General features: G+C 35.0%; 16 protein-coding genes and 1 tRNA gene. 12 read left to right on the forward strand and 5 right to left on the reverse strand.

Translation table 11 applies throughout. The features are described 5' to 3' along the window. Nucleotides 1-103 precede the first annotated feature (103 nt). Nucleotides 104-724 carry a WbqC family protein gene (locus J7604_RS04395; protein WP_293891636.1) on the reverse strand — a complete coding sequence of 207 codons (621 nt, stop codon included), beginning with the start codon at nt 722-724 and terminating at the stop codon, nt 104-106. A 77-nt stretch (nt 725-801) separates the two neighbouring features. Between J7604_RS04395 and J7604_RS04400 the strand changes: the two genes are divergently transcribed. Then, a complete protein-coding gene (locus tag J7604_RS04400; protein WP_293891639.1) occupies nt 802-1,656 on the forward strand; it encodes a lysophospholipid acyltransferase family protein in 855 nt (284 codons plus the stop codon). Nucleotides 1,657-1,676: 20 nt separating this feature from the next. On the opposite strand, the gene J7604_RS04405 is transcribed toward J7604_RS04400, so the two are convergent. After that, nucleotides 1,677-2,306 carry an L-threonylcarbamoyladenylate synthase gene (locus J7604_RS04405; RefSeq protein ID WP_028981838.1) on the reverse strand — a complete coding sequence of 210 codons (630 nt, stop codon included), beginning with the start codon at nt 2,304-2,306 and terminating at the stop codon, nt 1,677-1,679. A gap of 111 nt (nt 2,307-2,417) precedes the next feature. Between J7604_RS04405 and mltG the strand changes: the two genes are divergently transcribed. The 4 genes from mltG (at nt 2,418) to J7604_RS04425 (ending at nt 4,704) form a co-directional block, all read left to right on the forward strand. After that, nucleotides 2,418-3,452, forward strand: a complete 1,035-nt coding sequence (mltG, locus tag J7604_RS04410; protein ID WP_293891644.1) for an endolytic transglycosylase MltG — start codon at nt 2,418-2,420, stop codon at nt 3,450-3,452. Further along, nucleotides 3,452-3,871 (forward strand): thioesterase family protein, encoded by a 420-nt coding sequence (locus tag J7604_RS04415; protein ID WP_293891647.1) that lies wholly within the window; start codon nt 3,452-3,454, stop codon nt 3,869-3,871. The genes mltG and J7604_RS04415 overlap by 1 nt, the downstream gene beginning before the upstream one ends. 62 nt (nt 3,872-3,933) lie before the next feature. Beyond that, a tRNA-Ser gene (locus J7604_RS04420) sits at nt 3,934-4,018 on the forward strand. A 374-nt stretch (nt 4,019-4,392) separates the two neighbouring features. Beyond that, nucleotides 4,393-4,704, forward strand: a complete 312-nt coding sequence (locus tag J7604_RS04425; RefSeq protein WP_293891650.1) for a hypothetical protein — start codon at nt 4,393-4,395, stop codon at nt 4,702-4,704. A gap of 431 nt (nt 4,705-5,135) precedes the next feature. On the opposite strand, the gene J7604_RS04430 is transcribed toward J7604_RS04425, so the two are convergent. After that, on the reverse strand, nt 5,136-11,753 hold the full coding sequence (locus J7604_RS04430) for a glycosyl hydrolase family 8 (protein WP_293891653.1): 6,618 nt from the start codon (nt 11,751-11,753) through the stop codon (nt 5,136-5,138). 330 nt (nt 11,754-12,083) lie between these two features. Here J7604_RS04430 and J7604_RS04435 point away from each other — a divergent pair, with 330 nt between their 5' ends. The 3 genes from J7604_RS04435 to J7604_RS04445 are packed head-to-tail and all read left to right on the forward strand — an operon-like array spanning nt 12,084 to nt 13,160. Beyond that, nucleotides 12,084-12,278, forward strand: a complete 195-nt coding sequence (locus tag J7604_RS04435) for a hypothetical protein (RefSeq protein ID WP_028981833.1) — start codon at nt 12,084-12,086, stop codon at nt 12,276-12,278. 60 nt (nt 12,279-12,338) lie between these two features. Beyond that, nucleotides 12,339-12,773, forward strand: coding sequence for an Hsp20/alpha crystallin family protein (locus J7604_RS04440; RefSeq protein WP_293891658.1), 435 nt, complete (start codon nt 12,339-12,341; stop codon nt 12,771-12,773). 57 nt (nt 12,774-12,830) lie between these two features. Continuing rightward, a complete protein-coding gene (locus J7604_RS04445) occupies nt 12,831-13,160 on the forward strand; it encodes an MGMT family protein (RefSeq protein WP_293891661.1) in 330 nt (109 codons plus the stop codon). A 2-nt stretch (nt 13,161-13,162) separates the two neighbouring features. Here J7604_RS04445 and J7604_RS04450 read toward each other — a convergent pair whose 3' ends face one another. After that, nucleotides 13,163-14,650, reverse strand: a complete 1,488-nt coding sequence (locus J7604_RS04450; protein WP_293891664.1) for a sodium:solute symporter — start codon at nt 14,648-14,650, stop codon at nt 13,163-13,165. 87 nt (nt 14,651-14,737) lie between these two features. Between J7604_RS04450 and J7604_RS04455 the strand changes: the two genes are divergently transcribed. The 3 genes from J7604_RS04455 to J7604_RS04465 all read left to right on the forward strand — a co-directional run bounded on the left by J7604_RS04455 (nt 14,738) and on the right by J7604_RS04465 (nt 17,631). Further along, the gene (locus J7604_RS04455) at nt 14,738-15,013 is read left to right on the forward strand and encodes an ATP-dependent Clp protease adaptor ClpS (RefSeq protein WP_028981829.1); all 276 of its coding nucleotides are present in this window, start codon (nt 14,738-14,740) and stop codon (nt 15,011-15,013) included. Between the two features lie 67 nt (nt 15,014-15,080). Further along, nucleotides 15,081-15,686, forward strand: coding sequence for a recombination mediator RecR (gene recR / locus J7604_RS04460; RefSeq protein WP_028981828.1), 606 nt, complete (start codon nt 15,081-15,083; stop codon nt 15,684-15,686). 4 nt (nt 15,687-15,690) lie between these two features. Next, nucleotides 15,691-17,631 (forward strand): glycosyltransferase, encoded by a 1,941-nt coding sequence (locus J7604_RS04465; RefSeq protein ID WP_293891667.1) that lies wholly within the window; start codon nt 15,691-15,693, stop codon nt 17,629-17,631. Here J7604_RS04465 and J7604_RS04470 read toward each other — a convergent pair. After that, the gene (locus J7604_RS04470) at nt 17,628-17,849 is read right to left on the reverse strand and encodes a hypothetical protein (protein WP_293891670.1); all 222 of its coding nucleotides are present in this window, start codon (nt 17,847-17,849) and stop codon (nt 17,628-17,630) included. The two genes, J7604_RS04465 and J7604_RS04470, sit on opposite strands and share 4 nt — an antisense overlap. A 93-nt stretch (nt 17,850-17,942) precedes the next feature. On the opposite strand from J7604_RS04470, the gene J7604_RS04475 reads away from it, so the two are divergent. Then, complete coding sequence (locus J7604_RS04475; RefSeq protein WP_293891673.1) at nt 17,943-18,890, forward strand: DMT family transporter; 948 nt, start codon at nt 17,943-17,945, stop codon at nt 18,888-18,890. The last annotated feature ends 2 nt before the right edge of the window (nt 18,891-18,892 follow it).

Below are 18,892 nucleotides of genomic sequence, written 5' to 3' on the forward strand. Positions count from 1 at the left end.
TATAAATAACCAACTATTTAATATATTTTATTTTCTCTTAAATAGAGAACAAACTGATTTTTCCCTTTGTTCGATCAGCTTCACTTTTCCCTAATAGAATCCCTTATGTATTCATAACATTTATTGCATTATTTCCTTCACAAAACAGTAAATCAATTATGCTCATGTTATTTACAAAATTCCTGCCAAACACTTGTTTATACGTTATTCTGCCAAGTTGGGGGGCTTCCATTTGATTTTTCTTAGGGATAATACGATTTCGCATATCAAAAACGCCCTCATATTCTTTTATATAACTGTTTGTAAAGGAAATATTCTTTTCAATTTGAAATAATTTCAGACAAAGTGTCAGAAAATCAAAATTCATATCAAATAAAGACTTGTGATTTTTGGAATAAATACCCTCAAAAAACGGCCAGTAATACTCAAAATAAGGAGCATTTCTATAAGCTGAAACAATTGCCCTTTGATGGACCTGAAGCCATTTTTGGGAATAATCGATTTCTACTTCCGTATATAGCTTTTTACCTTCATGCTTTACAGGAACAGACAATTCCAAAACCTTATCTGCCGTTAATATTTTACAACGATTTCTGTAAGTATGCCTGAGATAATTTTCCGAATTTTCAAAAACAACTTCCTTCGCTTTCAATATATTTAAAAAATATTCGATACAGGGAAGGTACTGTAAGTCTAATACTATTCTTTGTGATTCTTGTTGCATTAATATTCTAAAAATTAAATACAATTTTAAAAATGATTTTAATAAATTTATCCATTCCTATTAATTATCTCCCTTAAATGTATTCAATATTAAAAGTTGTCTTTTATTTTATCCCAAATTCATGGATTTATTTATTCTCTGATTTTTTAAGCTTTATACTTTATCATATTATCAAATACAGAAGAAAAGTTGTATTTCAAAACCTTCAAAATTCATTTCCTAAAAAGTCTATTCAAGAGCTAAATAGAATCTCCAGAAAGTTTTATTCTAATCTTACTGATACTATTTTAGAAACTCTACTAATTCCTTCCCTGACCAAAGAACAATTAAATAAAAAAGTCATACAAAAGAACATTGAGCTTCCTCTGGAATATCTGAGAAATGGCCACTCAATTCTAGTTCTCACAGGCCATCAATGTAACTGGGAATGGCTCCTATTAAGTTCCTCTATGCTTTCAGAATACAGTGTTGATGCAATCTACCGACCTTTAAAAAATAAAAACTCAGATCTTTTTTTCTTAAAAATGAGGTCCAAATTTGGAGCTAACTTAATTCCAATGAAAGATACGTTAAGAAGTATTATCAAGAGAAAAGACATTACTAGAGGTATTGCGATGGTCGCAGATCAAACACCTCCGGGAGGTGAAATTCAGTATTGGACCAAATTTTTAAATCAAGACACGCCTTTTTTCGTGGGGGCTGACAAAATAGCACGAAATACGTCCTTTCCTGTGTTTTATCTCAGTATGAAACGAATAAAGAGAGGGTTTTATGAAACAAAATATGAACTTTTGGCTGAACCTCCATTTCCTGAAGAAAAATTTTCTCTTGTTGAAAAATACGCTAAAGCACTTGAAAAAACCATAATAGAATCTCCCTCAGACTGGCTTTGGTCTCATAAACGCTGGAAAAACGTTTGGCTAAAAAGCTAAAAGTATTATAACCAAACAGGTTATAATACTTCCTCAATCTTTCCAAGACCTTCACGTAAAATTTCAGGCTCGTCAGTCGTACAATCTACAATAGTAGAAGCCTCAATATTCCCCAACCCACCATCAACGACGATATCCACAAGTCCTTTGAATCTTTCGTAAATCAATTCAGGGTCTGTTGAATATTCCAGTATTGCATCTTCATCTTTTATTGAAGTTGTAATAATAGGGTTTCCTAATTCCTTAACAATCAGTCGAGGAATTGTATTATCAGGAACTCTTATTCCTACTGTATTTTTTTTAGTATGAAGAATTTTAGGAACTTTCCCACTTGCATTTAAAATAAATGTAAAAGGACCTGGTAAAGCCTTCTTCATAATTTTAAAAATGTTTGTTGGTAAATTTTTTGTGTATTCCGAAATATGACTTAAATCGTAGCAGATAAAAGAAAGATTTATTTTTTGAGGGTTGATATTTTTAATTTTACAAACTCTCTCTACCGCCTTTTGATTATGTATATCACATCCAATTCCATATACAGTATCCGTTGGATATATAATAACCCCACCTTTTTGCAAAACTTCTACCACCTCCGCTATTTTATTCATTTGCGGATTTATTGGGTTAATTTTTATTAATTTAGCTTTCATCCCTGCTTTTTAATATAAACCTTATTTTATTTATTAAAAATTCACACTTTAAATAGAACCTCTTAATACCCTTTTCCTGTTTCCAAATGAATTGATTATTTTTGAAGACTTATGAAAGATAGAAAGTACAAAATTAAAGTCTTTGCAGTTGTTTTTGCAATTTCATTTGTATGCTTTTCATTTTATGCATACCAGATTTTCTTCACACCTAATCTGCAGTTTAAAAAAGGTGATACATACTTGTTTATTCCTGAAGGTGCTAATTTCCAAACTGTTTCAGATAGTTTAAAAAAGAATGAAATAGTAACTGACTATTTGTCTTTCGCATTTATATCCAGGCTTTTAGGTTATCAAGAAGCAGTAAAGCCAGGCATGTATCGTATTTCTGCCAATATGTCAAATTTAAATGCAGTTCGCATGCTAAAACGAGGCAGACAAGAACCTGCTAAGCTAGTTTTTAATACAATAAGACTTAAGCAAGATTTAGCTGAAAAACTTGATAATCAATTGTCTCTTTCTAAAGAGGACATTTTAAAATTATTAAATGACACAAAGTTTGTTTCCCAGTATGGTTTTGACACAACAACAATCATTACCATGTTTATTCCCAATACTTATGAAGTATACTGGAATATTAAAGGGAAAGAGCTGTTTGATAGGATGAAAAAAGAATACGATAATTTCTGGAACGATGAAAGAAAAGCTCAAGCTAAAAGTCTTGGATTTACTCCTGTAGAAATTACAATTCTGGCGTCAATCGTTGAGGCTGAAACAAACAAACAAGATGAAAGATCAATCATTTCAGGAGTTTATATAAACCGACTAAGACAGGGAATGCCGTTGCAAGCAGATCCTACCGTTAAATTCGCTGTAGGAGATTTTACAATTAAGAGGATTTATGATGGTCACCTTGCTATTGATTCGCCATATAATACATATAAATATACAGGACTTCCTCCAGGACCCATAAATCTTCCTTCAACTAAATGTATTGATGCTGTTCTAAATACTGCCAATCATAAGTATGTATACTTCTGCGCCAGTGACGATCTTACAGGACACCATAATTTCGCAGAAACATACGAACAACATCAGGTGAATGCTGAAAAGTATAGAAGAGCTTTAAATAAACTGAATATTAAATAATGATTGAATTTGAAGTTCAGGTAAGGGTCAGATATGCTGAAACTGACAAAATGGGCTATGTTTACTATGGCAATTACGCTGCTTTCTATGAAGTAGCCCGCGTGGAGATGATGCGTCATTTAGGATTAAGTTACAAAAGTTTAGAAGAAAGCGGTATCATGATGCCCGTGCTAGAATATAAAACAAAGTTTATCAAACCAGCACTATATGATGATTTGCTAAGGATTAAAGTTTTTATCAAAGAAATACCGAAAGTCAGAATAAAATTTGAATACGAAACCTATAATGAAAAGAATGTTCTGCTGAATATTGGCGAAACAACATTGGTATTCGTGAATTCTGAAACCGGCAAACCATGCTTGGCTCCGGAAGAATTTGAAAGAACAACAAGCAGTTATTTTCTTAAGGAAAAAATTTAAAAAAAATTGCTCTAATTATTTGGACACAAAATCATTTTACCTATCTTTGCAGTCCAAATCACAGAGAGATGGCAGAGCGGTCGAATGCGGCGGTCTTGAAAACCGTTGACTGTAACAGGTCCGGGGGTTCGAATCCCTCTCTCTCTGCAGAAAACCTCAGTTTGAAAAAACTGAGGTTTTTTTTTCTATTCGTCTTAATGACCTTTGGTTATAAAATATTTTAAAAATAGGTGCATATAACTATATTAACATTAAGCTCCCTAATCTCCTTTTTTAATTATCATCAAACTTTAAAATTTGTGGAAAGAATACCTTATGCGGTCATTAATCAAATGATTCTTGAACTCCTCCCGATCTCTATATCGACAATTTGAAAAATGACCTACCTTACAACATACCTTGTGAGTGCCATAAAATACCATATGCACAGGAAGTTTAGATTATGAAGACTGAAGCCAAGCAAGTCTAACACCTTATTTCTTTATGAAGAAATATTTGGAAGACGGGAAATTAAAGAAGGCATGGTTATTCTCTTCCCTATTCATGATTCGAATGAAGAAGCCACTTCTGGTATTGGCTTTCGTGCTTCTGACTTAAAAAGGATGTTGGGTCATGATTACTATAAGCTTTACCACAATTATAGATTATACTGGGGAGCTAATGAAACAACCTATTTTTTCTTCCCAGATCAGAAAGAATTGTTTTTGTATGAACATCCCGGCAGCATTACTCATATCAACTTGAATACCATCAATCTTCAGACAGGACCACATTATCCTTTAATGATTAATAATATGCTATTCAATTATTTTTCGACACTGAAAAAGGGATGAAATCAATTTGTTTCTTTTTCTGAAGAATATTGTGTTGAAATAAATAAGAAACTTTATGAATGTACTTCTATTCATAGTATTTCAAAATTTGGTAAACCAACGTTAAATGAAGGTCACATGTTCATTACTATTACAAACATTTCTGAGAAAGATTATGAATGTATATTAAATTCTATTCAAGAAAACTATGTAGGGATTCAGAAATGAGAGTCTTCTTTATATGAAGACAGATTTTAGGAGAATTAGAAGAAGGTATTTGTCCAAGAGATACTAATTTATTAGCTCTATAGACCTTTACAAATAAACTGCTTAGGCTCTGGCTCAGCTAAATTTTAAATTTTATAATAAAAAACTAATTCAGTCTGGTATAAAAAGAAAGCGGCTGCCCTTATAAGGCAGCCGCTTGGTTTTATTATAATCAAGAAGTATTACTATTGTTTTATCAATCTCTTAACTGCGCTACCTTGCTCAGTTCTGATTTCAAGGAAATAAATCCCAGAAGCAAAACCACTTAGATTAACATTGTAATCAGCAGAAGAAGAACCTTTAAATACATTTTCTTCAAGTACTGAAGTACCAAGAGCATTTTTCACAATAATATTAACATTTCCAGTAAATACTTCACCTAAAGTAACCACAAAGTCAACTCCAGGGTTTGGCATTACATTAACTGAACTGCTTAACAGTGCAGATATTCCTGCAGGTGTAACAACCACATTCACAGGGTCAGAATCAGTAGATCCGGCAGGATTTGTTTCGCGAAGCACTATGCTTCCTCCATTAGATCCGAATTTAACAGTGATTGTTGAATAATCCTGATTGTGATCTACGATTGTGGCGCCCTCAGGAAGTGTCCATGAATAAACAGAACCTTCAGGTGCCGCCTCAGTCGTATAAGTTGCTTGATCACCTGCTGTAACTGATGCAGGTCCTATTACATTTTTCTTAGTAGGGGCAACGCAAATATTGGTAGGTGCACTTGCAATTGTAATAACGTTTGAAGTTGCAGGAGAACCTATTGCACAAGCAAGGTTTGAAGTCATTACAACTTTTACGATATCACCAGGTTTTACCAATGCAGTATATGTTTCAGCGTTAAGTCCAGCATTTATATTATTTATTGACCAAGCATAAACAGGGGTAGTGCCTCCACCTTGAGATGTTAATGTGAATGTTGCATTTGTTCCTGCATCACAAGCCTTATCAATTGAACTAACAATTGTTACCTTAGCTTCTACTGACGAGCTTACTTTAACCAAAGAAGTTGCTGCAGCACTTTGACAGCTTTTACTATCTGTCACAACTACAGAGTAAGTAGTTTCAGCAGTTGGAGAAACTGTTACACTTGCAGTATTTCCCACAACATTTGTCCACTGATAGCTGAATGGTGCAGTTCCACCAGTTACAGTAGCAGTAAGAACAGCAGACTGTCCAGTGCAAACATCTGTAGATGAAGGTGTAACAGCAACTGAAGGTTTAGCATTTACAACAACTTGTTTAGACGCAGCTAAAGTGTTTTTGCAATTATTAGCATCTGTTACTTGAACTGAATAAGTAGTAGTTTCAGTCGGACTTAAAGATGATCCAGCATCAGCAGGTTTATTTCCTACAGAAGATGTCCACACATAAGCATATGGAGCTTTACCATTATTTACTACGGCACTTACATTAACTGATCCTCCATTACAGATTTCTGCAGCTGAAGTATTTACTGCTACTGAAGGAAGAGAATTAACTGTAACAGTCGTTGCACTTGAAATAGCAGGAGAACCTGTAGCACAAGCAATGCTTGAAGTCATTTTAACTGTTACCTGAGCATTGTTTGGAAGTGCTGAAGAAGTAAATTCTCCACCGTTAACACCTGCGGTAACTTTATTTCCATTAACATACCACTCATAAGTCGGAACACCACCATTAGCACTATTAGCAGTTAAGGTAACTGGAGTTCCATCACAAACAGCAACAGTGGCTGGTGAAATAGTAACAGAAGCAACACCACCAGAGGTGACATTAACTAAAGCACTTTTCTTGTCACTTGTACAACCATTTGCATCTGATGCAGTCACAAAATAAGTTGATGTTGCAGAAGGCGATGCAGTTGCTTTGTCATTATTAATAACCAATGCAGGAGCAGAATCCCAAGCATATGAATATGGAGCAGTTCCTCCAGTTGCATTTGCAGTCAATAAAGCAGATCCACCAGAACAGATGTCTGAAGTTGCAGGAGTAACGGTTAATACAGGTTTTGCATTAACAGAGATTACTTTCTGAACAGCTACGTTTGAACAATTATTCGCGTCTTTAACAACTAAAGAATACGTTGTTGTTGTAGATGGGGTAACAGTTGGGATAGCTCCAGTTGGTATTGTACCTGCACTAGCAGTCCAAGTATAAGCATAAGGCTGACTTCCGCCAGTTACAGTTGGGAAAAGATCAACAGATCCTCCGGCACAAACTGAAGATACATCAGGGAAAGAAACATTTGGTGTTACATTTCTTGTAATTACTACATCGTCAAAGTTTGTTCCGCAAGTATTAGCAATAGTCCATCTTAATGTTACACTTTGACCTGCTGTCAAATTTTCAACTACCGAAGTAGCAGAAGATGGAGTTTTAATAGTTGCAGAAGACGTTCCTACAATGGACCAAGTCCCAGTTCCAACAGTTGGAGTATTTCCGGCAAGAGCAACTGATGCATCACAAGTTGACTGATCAGGACCCGCAAGAGGTGCCGTAGGTAGTGGACAATCTCCGTTTCCTGTTACTTTGAAAGTATAAGGATTTACAGAAGAATTATTTCCGATATTGATTACAGCATTTTTAACACCAGAAGTTGTTGGCTTAAATGTTACTGTAAATGTAGTTGTAAGAGCTGTACCTGTTGAAGGGTGTAATTTAGTTACAACTGGCTGACTTACTGAGAAGTCAGTAGCATTAGTACCAGTTATAGTTACAACAGGGGTACCAGACAATCTAAGAGTATCGTCACCTGTACTTGTAATTGTGAAAGTAACAGGAGTGGTAGCTGTATTCAACAAAGAAGTACCGAAGTCATATGCAGCAGAAGTAGCATTGTAAAGTGTTGCTCCCTGCTTTACAGACATTGTAGGCTGTTTCGCCGTTCCGTTTAAATAGATAATGTAAGAGCCTTCATTGCTATCATTATTTTTAATAGTAATTGAAGCAGATCTTGCACCACCAGCAGTTGGTTTAAATCTTACAACAAAATTACTTGCAGAAAGCGCTCCTACATTAGTAGTATAAGTTGGGCTCTTCGAAATGATAAAATCTCCTGGATTTGCTCCCGCAATTGCAAGGTCAGGAGTTCCATTTAATAATAAATCAACTAAACCATTATTCTGGATACTGAATGTAATGGCAGCACTGCTATCACCTACACTTATAGTACCCATGTTAAATGACTGCGTAGTAAGTATATTGGTTGGTGTAGCTGTCTGCGCTCTAACATTGATTTCTGGTTGAGCAGGATCATAACCATATCTCAAGTTATCTACAAGATAAGTACGGGCTCCAACTGAGCTTCCTGCTGCCGAAAACTTAGCATTCGGATCAACTATTACATCAATAAATGCAACATCTGTAGAGTTCAGAATAGCAGAATGGTCGAATGAAAGTTCTTCCCAAGTACCGGCAGTTCCAGCAGTAGTAGCTTCAACACTACTTAATTGTGTTCCAGCGGCATTTTTCAGAGACATCACAAATGTAGTACCTACGTTCGGAGAATTTACCATTAAGTTAATAATAGCTTTACCAGCACCCAAGTCAATATTTGATTGACAAGCCTTGAATCTGAAAGAAGTACCTGTTGTAGTTCCAGCATCTCTTACAAATTGTCCTACAGTTGCACTATTATTGATTCCTGCAGTAACAGGGTTTGGATAGATAGTATTGAAAGTTCCGGGGAAGGCAATGTCAAGATATCTATTATCATCAAAGTCGTTCAAAATTTTAGTTGCAGGAATTCCTGCTACGCAAGGAGCAGCTGTTTCATACCTGATATCGTCAAAATAATAAGTTTGAGCGCCTTTAGTTGCTAAAGGGTCTATGAAAATATCAAATGCAAAAATTTGTGATAGTAAACTTGTAGGAACAGCAGATAGGTCAAAATAAATTCTATGCCATCTATTTGCAAATACAGTTGTAGCTGTAGCCGAAACTGCATCATCAGGATCTATATTACCCGCATCAGGCCCGCCAGGTCCCATATCATCCGGAACTTTAGCATTAAAATTGATAGGAGCCCCAGCAACTGAAGAATATACAAGCATACTCACCATTTTCTTTGATGAAAGGTCAAAAGTACCTGCACATCCTAAATATCTTATACCATCAGAATAATCTTTCGTATCTGCTTTCTTTGAAAATAGCGCAACGTTGGAACTGGTATTCGGAAGTATAGAAGATGGATTCGCTATAGGAGCTGACAATGATGAATTATCATAAGCTAAAGATACATTGTTATGATTATCAAAATCAAGGAGTACTTGAGAAGTCGGAAGATCATTTACGCAAGGTAATCCGGCATATCTGATATCATCTATATAGAAAGTCGCAGGCAACCCAGTATATTTACGCAATGGGTCTATTTGAATATCTAAAATTGTAAACTGATTTACTTTATTACTCTTTAATAGCCATGAAAAATCAAAAGTAATTCTCTCCCATTGATTAGCTTTAGTAGTATACATTTCTACATTGCTTTTATAATTAGTAGGATCAATTGGAGCAACAGTTTTATTAGCTTCAGACCCTGTTTGAGCAGCAACTGTAATTTTCACTCCCACACCAGGCGAATAAACCAACATACTTATCGCTGGTGTTGCTGCTGTAATTCCGTCAAATGTAGTACCCGCACATGGGTAATATCTTATAATTTCATAATCTCCCGTTGCTGGTCTTGTATAGCTGGCAACAGTCGCACTTAAATTCAAACCAGTTACTGATGGGTTTGCCGTTGTTTGGCTAAAAGCATTTACAGGATTAGGATCCCAGGTATGTTTAACATTGAGATTTCCGTCGTAATCATTTAAAACTTTTGATGCTGTTAGAGATGTAGCGCAATCTACTATCTTAGCCTTTAAATTTAAAGTAAAGGTTGCATTAGATGGATCATCTGTTGCAAATTTAAGAGTTGTTGTAGCGACTGGGTCTGTAGGTATAGTACCTGGGGCTACGAATTTAATTGTAATATATGCAGAGTCTCCTTTAGCGATTGTTAAAGGCAAAGTGTTAGTGACAGAATAACTTGTAGGATGAGTTCCTCCTAAAATAAAATCAGTTACCGGGGTTGGTTTACTTAAATTCAGAGGTGCATCACCTTTGTTGATTATCTTTAGCTTCTGAGTACCTGTTGCACCTGCTGTTACATTTCCTAAATTAAATGTGCCATTATTTACAATAACGACATCTGAAACGTCTTTTGCAATTAACTTTGGAGCTGTAGCATTTGTAGTACCTGTTCCAACTAAAGTTATTTTATATGTTCCTTCGTCGGCATCATTACTTGCAATAGTAATTGTAGCAGTTTTCAATCCTGCTGATGTTGGGTTAAATTTAACAGTAAAAACCGTATTGGCGTTCAGAGCAAGTGGACTACTTGCTGGCTGAGTCGTTACAGTAAAATCTGTAGTAGGAGTCAAAACAACTATTGGTGAACCAGAAAAGGTTAAAGGTGCAAAACCAAGGTTTTCTATTGTAAAATTAATAGATTTACCAACACCGATCTGTCCATTTTGGAAATCAAAAGTAGCATTGTTTTCTATATTAACTGATCCTTGTCTAACATTTATCTCTTGTTCAGAGGTCGTGCCATAAGGCCAGAAGTTACCAGTCATCATGAAAAGAGAAATACAACGTAACGTATTTCCATAATAACCTGACAACGTTTGATTTTGAATCAGATCTTTAGTATTTACAGTTTCAGTATACATCTGATCCATTAAAGTCTGATTCGTAGACCCCATCACAGCAACAGCAAATGTAGAAACGAATGTTGCATTATGTGCGTTTCCAGTGTAAAGTCCACCATCCTGATATAAAGGTCCTCTTACATTTGATGCACCCTTTCCTGCTAAATAAGTAGTTATTTTACCAAGTATACTTTTAGCTTTCGTTTCATTATTCCAGATTACATCCTGAGCCATTCTCCAAGGGTTACGGCATGCATCATAACCATAGCCATCAGTAGGAGAAGAACCAGTACCTGAATTATTACATGTATTTCTTACTCCAGTGTTACTCGACCAGTCAGAAACAAGACCAGTTGTTGCATGAGCGTTGGCATTGATCAAGTTATAACCACCATTTACAGCGTTATCCCATGAGTTATCTTTCGTATAATCTTTAAAAACCTTATAATATGCAGGCGATTGGTAACTTGGATTAACGCAAGCTTGTCTTCCGTTAGATCCATCCACAGATCCCATTCCCCAGCCATTACCATTGTTTGCAATCCCAGAAGAATGTATTTCGGATTGTTTGATAGCATTAATCAAGTTTGTCGCATCTGTTCCATATGTTCCTGATGGCCACTGTGTTTTGGCAATTAATAAGGCAAATGCTACATCAAGATCAGCATCTGTAGCTCCTCCAGTTGTTTCTGGGTTGGCCACACATCCATTTGTTTTCCAATTCATAAAGCTAAATCCATTATTTGAATTCGCTTTATAAAAAGCCCAAAGTCCGTCGAAAAGAGCCTTATCTGCAGCATAAGCAGATAACAACATACCATAAGCGATACCCTCAGAAACCGTTTTAGACGGATCATCAAATTTCACACGCCATTTACCGCTTCCACAACTTTCAGTGTATTTCTCCTTCCATTCATTGTAAGCGTTAGCCGCATCTGTTGATTTGCCAAACGCTCCTGAAGTGGGCAGGTTTTTAGGCATTATACCATTCGCATACTTAGGGTTTGCATTAAATGGTACAACCGCCCCTGCCGGTGTATTAATCTGAGCTATTGCCCCAAGGGAGAAAAAGCAGCAAATCAAAAACACACAAAGTCTGAGACTGTATTGTTTTATCATAGTTTAATTATAAAAAGATTTAGTTTTTGCATTTTTTATTTAAAAAATTGACTACAAATTAAGAAAGATCCGAATGGAAGACAAATAAATTATAAAATTGGCTAAAAAATCCAATCCACATTTTGTACATTAAAATGGAAAGCTAAATATTGTACTTGAGTTCTGGAAGCTTATAGGAAAACCCTCTTAAATAGGCCAAAAATATTCAACGAAAAGTACTATTAAGTATCTCTTACAAAGAGCAAATCCCCTCATATTTTCATTTTTTTTCAAAAAAATTTAACAAAATAGCTCTTCACGGGTAGTTGTACCAAACAAATCAGAACTACTATGCCATTCAGCTACAAAAACAAAAAAGGAATTACCTACTATCTTCATTTAAGAGGTCCGGCAAAACAAGAAGGTAAAGGTAAACTTTATTTTTTTTCCAAAAGCCAGGGAACCGATGTCATTGAAGACATGCCAGATGGCTATACAATTATTGAAAATGAAAAAACAGGCTTACCTATTCTGAAAAGAAAATAGGATTCCTGGGAAAGAATTATATTCCATAACCCGTTGTTTTTTATATGGAGGAATATAATTATGGGAATTGTTAAATTTAATAAATCCAGGGCCCCTGGTATCACAAACGTATTGGAAGACTTTTTTGGAAGAGATGTCTCTGATTTTCTCGGCACTTCTGCTGACATTGTGCCAGCTGTAAATGTGAAAGAGGAAGATAAAGGATTTCATGTGGATGTGGCTGCTCCTGGTATGGAAAAGGGTGATTTTAAGGTTAATATCGATAATGATACTTTAACCATTTCTGCTGAAAAAGAGGTAAGTGAAGAAGAATCGAATGAAAAATATAGTCGAAAAGAATTCAGCTATTCAAGTTTTTCAAGGTCTTTTGTATTACCAAAAACAGCAGATAAAAATAAGATAGAAGCAAAATATGAAAATGGAATTTTAGCATTATATATTCCTAAAATAGCCGACAAGGATATTAAAAATGTTAAATCTATCGAAATTAAATAAGGTCAGGGCAAATACCCTGACTTTTTAATTTAATTTTGTTTCTCCTACTTTTACACCATGCTATCTGAATCTTTCTTTGAAAATGTCTATGAAGTTGTTAAGCTCATTCCTAGAGGTAGAGTTACTTCTTATGGAGCAATCGCGAAGTACCTTGGAATAAAATCAGGCGCAAGAATGGTGGGATGGGCATTAAACTCCTCACACATCAAGAAAAATATTCCTGCTCATCGTGTTGTAAACAGCTCTGGATTACTTACAGGAAAAATTCATTTCACCCCTCCTACCTTAATGCAGGAAAAGCTTGAAAAGGAGGGAATTCAGGTTATTAATGATAAAATAAAAGATTTTAAATCTGTTTTTTGGGATCCTTCAATTGAAATGTTATAAAATCAAATAACTACTTTTTCTTCCTCTTTTGAAGAGTATGAAATCAGATATAATCCAAGAAAACAAATAAATCCGTTCAAAATCAGAGTTTCAAACGAAAATTTATAGCCCCACAATAAAGTATCTGAATTATAACTGATAAGAAGGGTAATGAACGGGCTTAAAACACATATAAGTGGCACTAAAGTATCCTTTACCTTTCTTTTAGTCAATATTCCAAAGCTAAATAATCCTAAAAGGGGGCCATATGTATAGCTGGCTGCAGACAATACCGCATCAATTACAGAGGTCTGTTTTAATTCTTTAAAAATCACAATAATTATCAAAAATGCCAGAGAAAATCCGACATGGACGATCGTTTTTTGCTTTGCTTTAACACTTTCTGGTTTATTCTTAAAATCAAGGAAATCAATACAAAACGACGTTGTTAAGGCAGCAAGTGCCGAATCTGAACTGGCATAAGAAGAAGCTATAATTCCAAGTAGAAAAAAAACAGCTGCCAAAGTACCAAATTCATTCATCGCCAGAAAAGGATATGCTTTATCGGCACCTGCAGGGAGTAGAATTCCTTTTTGTGTGGAATAGATATAAAGTAATGCTCCCAGCATTAAAAACATATAGTTTACAATAGCCATGATAATGGAAAAGGAGAACATATTTTTCTGTGCTTCCTTTATGTTTTTACAAGTTAGATTTTTCTGCATCAGGTCCTGATCAAGACCTGTCATTGCAACTGCGATAAAAATCCCTGCAATGAATTGCTTAAAGAAGTATTTATCGCTTTTTATATCATCAAAAAAGAAAACTTTAGAATAATCAGTGGTTTGAATCATGGTGAACATTTTAGGTACCGATAAACCTAATCTTTGGGAAATCAACACCAAACTGATTCCAACTGCACCAACCAAGAACAGAGTCTGGAAACTGTCTGTCCAAATGATGGTTTTTACACCTCCCTTGAAAGTATAGATCCAGATAAGAACAATTGTAATAAGTACCGTCATAAAAAACGGCACATTAAGTTTGTCAAATAAAAACAACTGCAGCACCATAGCAGCGAGAAAGAGTCTTAAAGAAGATCCTATTGTGCGGGAAAGTAAAAAGAAAAAAGATCCTGTTTTATAGGCCCAGAAACCGAATCGCTGTTCAAGATAAGTATATATGCTAATAAGATTCAAGCGATAGTATAATGGCATTAAGACAGTGGCAATGATAAAATACCCGACCAGGTGGCCAAGGATAATCTGGAAGTAAGAAAAAGCTTTTAATTCTCCTGCCTGGTTAACCAAGCCAACAGCTCCCGGAACCGAAATGAACGTTACTCCACTGATTGATGTTCCTATCATTCCAAAAGCCACCAAATACCATGGCGATTTGCGATCGGCAGTAAAAAAAGTTTTCGTGTCAGCATTTTTGCCTGTAAAATAAGCAATTACCAATAATGCGCTGAAATAGACTGCTATAATAGTGATAATCAGAGAAGGAGACATATTTTATCAATAAATAAGCGATAAAATTGTTTATTTTTTTTTAAATTTGCTAAAATGTCAATCACATATATGACCACAATTTCTAACATGCGTCCATTTCACGAAGAAGAAATTGAAGTTCTAGAGCTTGAAAAAACTTCAGAAAATTTTGATTTGGTTGTCTTTAATGATGATGTGAATACTTTTGATCATGTCATTAATACCCTAATCGAAATATGTGAACACTCATCCGAGCAGGCAGAACAATGCACTCTTATTATTCACTACAAGGGTAAATGCACTGTAAAATCAGGGAATTTTGAAAAGCTCATACCAATGAGGCAAGCCATCTGTAACAGGGGCATTTCTGCAGAAATACTTTAATTTTTAGGCTTTATTCGGAAATCATTTCTGTGAAAAACGGGTTGAACCTAAATAATTACATTAAAGTATGATATACCCCTCAAAGCTGATTGAAGACGCCGTTAATGAAGTTTCAAAACTACCCGGCATAGGGAAAAAAACAGCATTCAGGCTGGTATTGCACTTATTAAAAGAGCAAAGTACTGCTACAGAATCCCTTAGCTCAGCTTTGCTGACCCTGAGGAAAAATATTACCTATTGTAAAGAATGCCATAATATTGCAGATGATCACCTGTGTAATGTCTGTAATAATCCAAGAAGAGATCCTTCAGTTCTGTGTATTGTTGAAGATACCAGAGATGTTATGGCTATAGAAAATACGCATCAGTATAATGGAATTTACCATGTACTTGGAGGTATAATTTCTCCACTTCAAGGCATAGGTCCTACTGACTTAAAAATTGACGCCCTGACTCGCAGAATACCAGGTTCGGAAATCAAGGAAGTAATATTAGCCCTTAGTCCAACTATGGAAGGTGACACCACTGCTTTTTACATCACCAAAAAAATTAAGGATTTTAACGTGAAAATAAGTACCATTTCAAGGGGCATTCCCGTTGGAGGAGAATTGGAGTATACTGATGAAATAACTCTTGGAAGAAGTATTACAGCACGAACAACGTACGAACATTAAATCCTTGAAAAAACTTTCCATTATTATCGTCAATTATAATGTCTGTTATTTTTTAGAGCAGACTTTGATAAGTGTAAAAAAAGCTCTTTCCGGAATAGACGGTGAAGTTTGGATTGTTGATAACAACTCCGCTGACAACTCAGTGGAAATGGTTAAAGAAAAATTTCCTGAATACAATCTAATTGAAAATAAGGTTAATTGCGGTTTTTCAAAAGCCAATAATCAGGCTATTAGGCAAGCTAATGGCGAATATATTTTATTACTCAACCCTGACACTGTTGTGGAAGAAAAAACATTTGAAAAATGTATTTCTTTTTTGGACAGCAATCCTGATGGTGGCGGTTTGGGGGTAAAAATGCTGGATGGAAGAGGGAACTTTCTTCCTGAATCTAAAAGAGGTTTACCTACTCCATGGATTGCATTCTACAAAATGTTCGGCTTATCTTTCCTTTTTCCTAAATCGAAAAAATTTGGTAAATATCACCTCACTTATCTGGATAAAGATAAAATACATGAAGTAGAAGTGCTCAGTGGTGCCTTTATGATTGTCCGCAAGTCTGTGCTTGATAAAATCGGCTTACTTGATGAGGATTATTTCATGTATGGAGAAGACATTGATCTTTCCTATAGAATTCTTAAAGGCGGTTATAAAAACTATTATTATCCAGAAACACGAATAATCCATTATAAAGGAGAAAGCACAAAAAAAACGAGTATAAATTATGTGTTTATCTTTTATAAGGCAATGATAATTTTTGCTCAAAAGCATTTTCCTGATAGTAAGGCTGGAGCATTTTCATTCTTAATAAAAATTGCTATTTATCTTAGGGCATTTTTATCTATTTCGTCAAGATTTATACAAAAGTGCTCTATCCCTTTTGCCGAAGCCTCATTAATTTATTTCGGTATGTTTTTATTGAAAACATACTGGGAGAACAATCATAAATATGTTCCTTTGCCATATCCTCCTGTATATATGGAGTTTGTTGTACCCGCATACATTGGTGTATGGCTATTAAGCATCTATTTCTTTGGGGGATATCGTAAGCTATTTCAACCAAGAAAAATTATTCAAGGGGCTTTAATTGGAACTTTAATTATTTCAGCAGTAAGTAATTTTTTTGATGACTATCGCTTTTCAAAAGCTTTAATTGTGCTGGGCGGAATTTTGACAATAGCCTGTTGTTTTTTGATCCGCTTAGTTATCAATATTATTAAGTCAAAGAAACTACTCCCTGAAAATCTGAATAAAAAAGTAATTATTGCAGGACGTGAAGAAGAGTGTTTACGTGTTATCAGAACATTGAATACCCAGGATTATAACCTTGAAATACTGGGGTTTGTAAGTCCCGATAAAAGAACCAATAAAGATTTCTGGCTAGGAAATATTGATCGTTTAGACGAAATATGTCTTTTATACAAACCTCATGAAATTATCTTCTGTTCCAAGGGTTTAGACACCTCCCAAATCATTGAATGGATGCTAACGCATGGAGAAGATATACCAGAATATAAAATTGTCCCGGATGAAAGTAACTTTGTCATAGGTAGCAATTCATCCAATGCTCCTGGGTCATTTTATACACTTGACATCAAGCTTAATAAGACTGACGATGAAAAGGCAAAAACTAAAAGAATATTTGACACAGTAATCGCAATATTCTTCTTAATATCTTTTCCATTATTGATTTTTCTGGTCAAAAATCCTGGAAAATTTTTAAGAAACATCTTTAATGTTATAAGCGGAAAGATTTCTTGGGTAGGTCTTGAAACTAAAGATTTGCAACAGGGGAAAAATGGTATAATAAACCCTATCACAGGTATATCCAGCGAATCCCTGGATGAAGAGACCGTAAAGAGGCTTAATTATTTATATTCCAGGGATTATACACCAATAAACGATATACAGCTTATCTTCAGATCTCTCAGAAATCTGGGAACTTAATAAGGAAATGACCATTGATAGCAGTTTATTACTTTATTTTTGTAATAATCCTGAATCAGAATATCCGGATTGAATTTAAGCAGATCAAATACAGAATCATCTTTAGAGAAAAAATGTAATTTGTAATTATATTCTTTAAGATCTTCCGCTATTCTTTTTTGCAAAAGTTTATCATCTTCCTGAATGAAAACTTTCAATTTATTTCCTTGCATTACCATAATTCTAAAAATTTATTATTTATTAAATACCTCCCTCAGAAGTAATTTTAAAACGTTTTTTTTAGACGATTTGTTTTAAAAATGCTAGGGAAAATGCACCGTAATTTCACCAACTTAAGTCACCGGAATAATCCGGAAAACAATCAATTGAATACTAAGTACAAAAACTTCTGGGGATCGCTTATCATTTTTATTGGAGCAATATGCTTTTCTTCCAAAGCGGTAATAGTCAAATTAGCATATAATTATCATATAGATTCAGTTTCTCTTCTTGCCTTGCGCATGTTGTTTTCTTTTCCATTTTTCGTTGGAGCTCTTGCTTATTCAAGTCTCAAAGAACAACCCAAACCTATTGGAAAAAATGACTGGCTTTTCTTGATTGTTTTAGGGTTAATGGGCTATTATCTGGCTAGTTACTTTGATTTCAAAGGACTTGAATACATTACTGCCAGTCTTGAGCGCCTTATCCTCTTTATCTATCCTACTCTTGTAGTTCTTTTATCAGCTGCTCTTTATAAAAAGAAAATTACGCGCAATGAAATTATTGCTTTATTGCTGACATATAGTGGCATAGCAGTTGTTTTTCTGAACGATTTAAAGTTCGATCAAAAAAATGTAATTACTGGAGGACTTCTCATTTTTGGAAGTGCGCTCACTTATTCATTTTACCTGGTCGGAAGTGGAAAACTTATCCCTAAAATCGGTGCTGTCAGGTATAATTCCATTTCGATGATCGTATCAACATTGATAGTGTTGATCCATTATTTATTGAATGCTGAAGGTAATTTATTCCATTTTGAATGGCAGGTGTATGCACTTAGTATCTTTATGGCTATTGTAGCAACTGTTATCCCAAGCTTTCTTCTAGCAGAGGGAATAAGACTCATAGGAGCAGGAAAAGCGTCTATCATAGGTAGTATCGGTCCTGTTTCAACAATTATTCTTGCAAACATATATTTGAATGAAGAAATTACCCTCCTTCAGATTTTAGGAACTGCCTTCGTGCTTGCCGGAGTTTTACTAGTGAGTAGAAGCAAATAGAG

This window comes from Sporocytophaga sp., assembly GCF_017745095.1.
GTDB lineage: Bacteria > Bacteroidota > Bacteroidia > Cytophagales > Cytophagaceae > Sporocytophaga.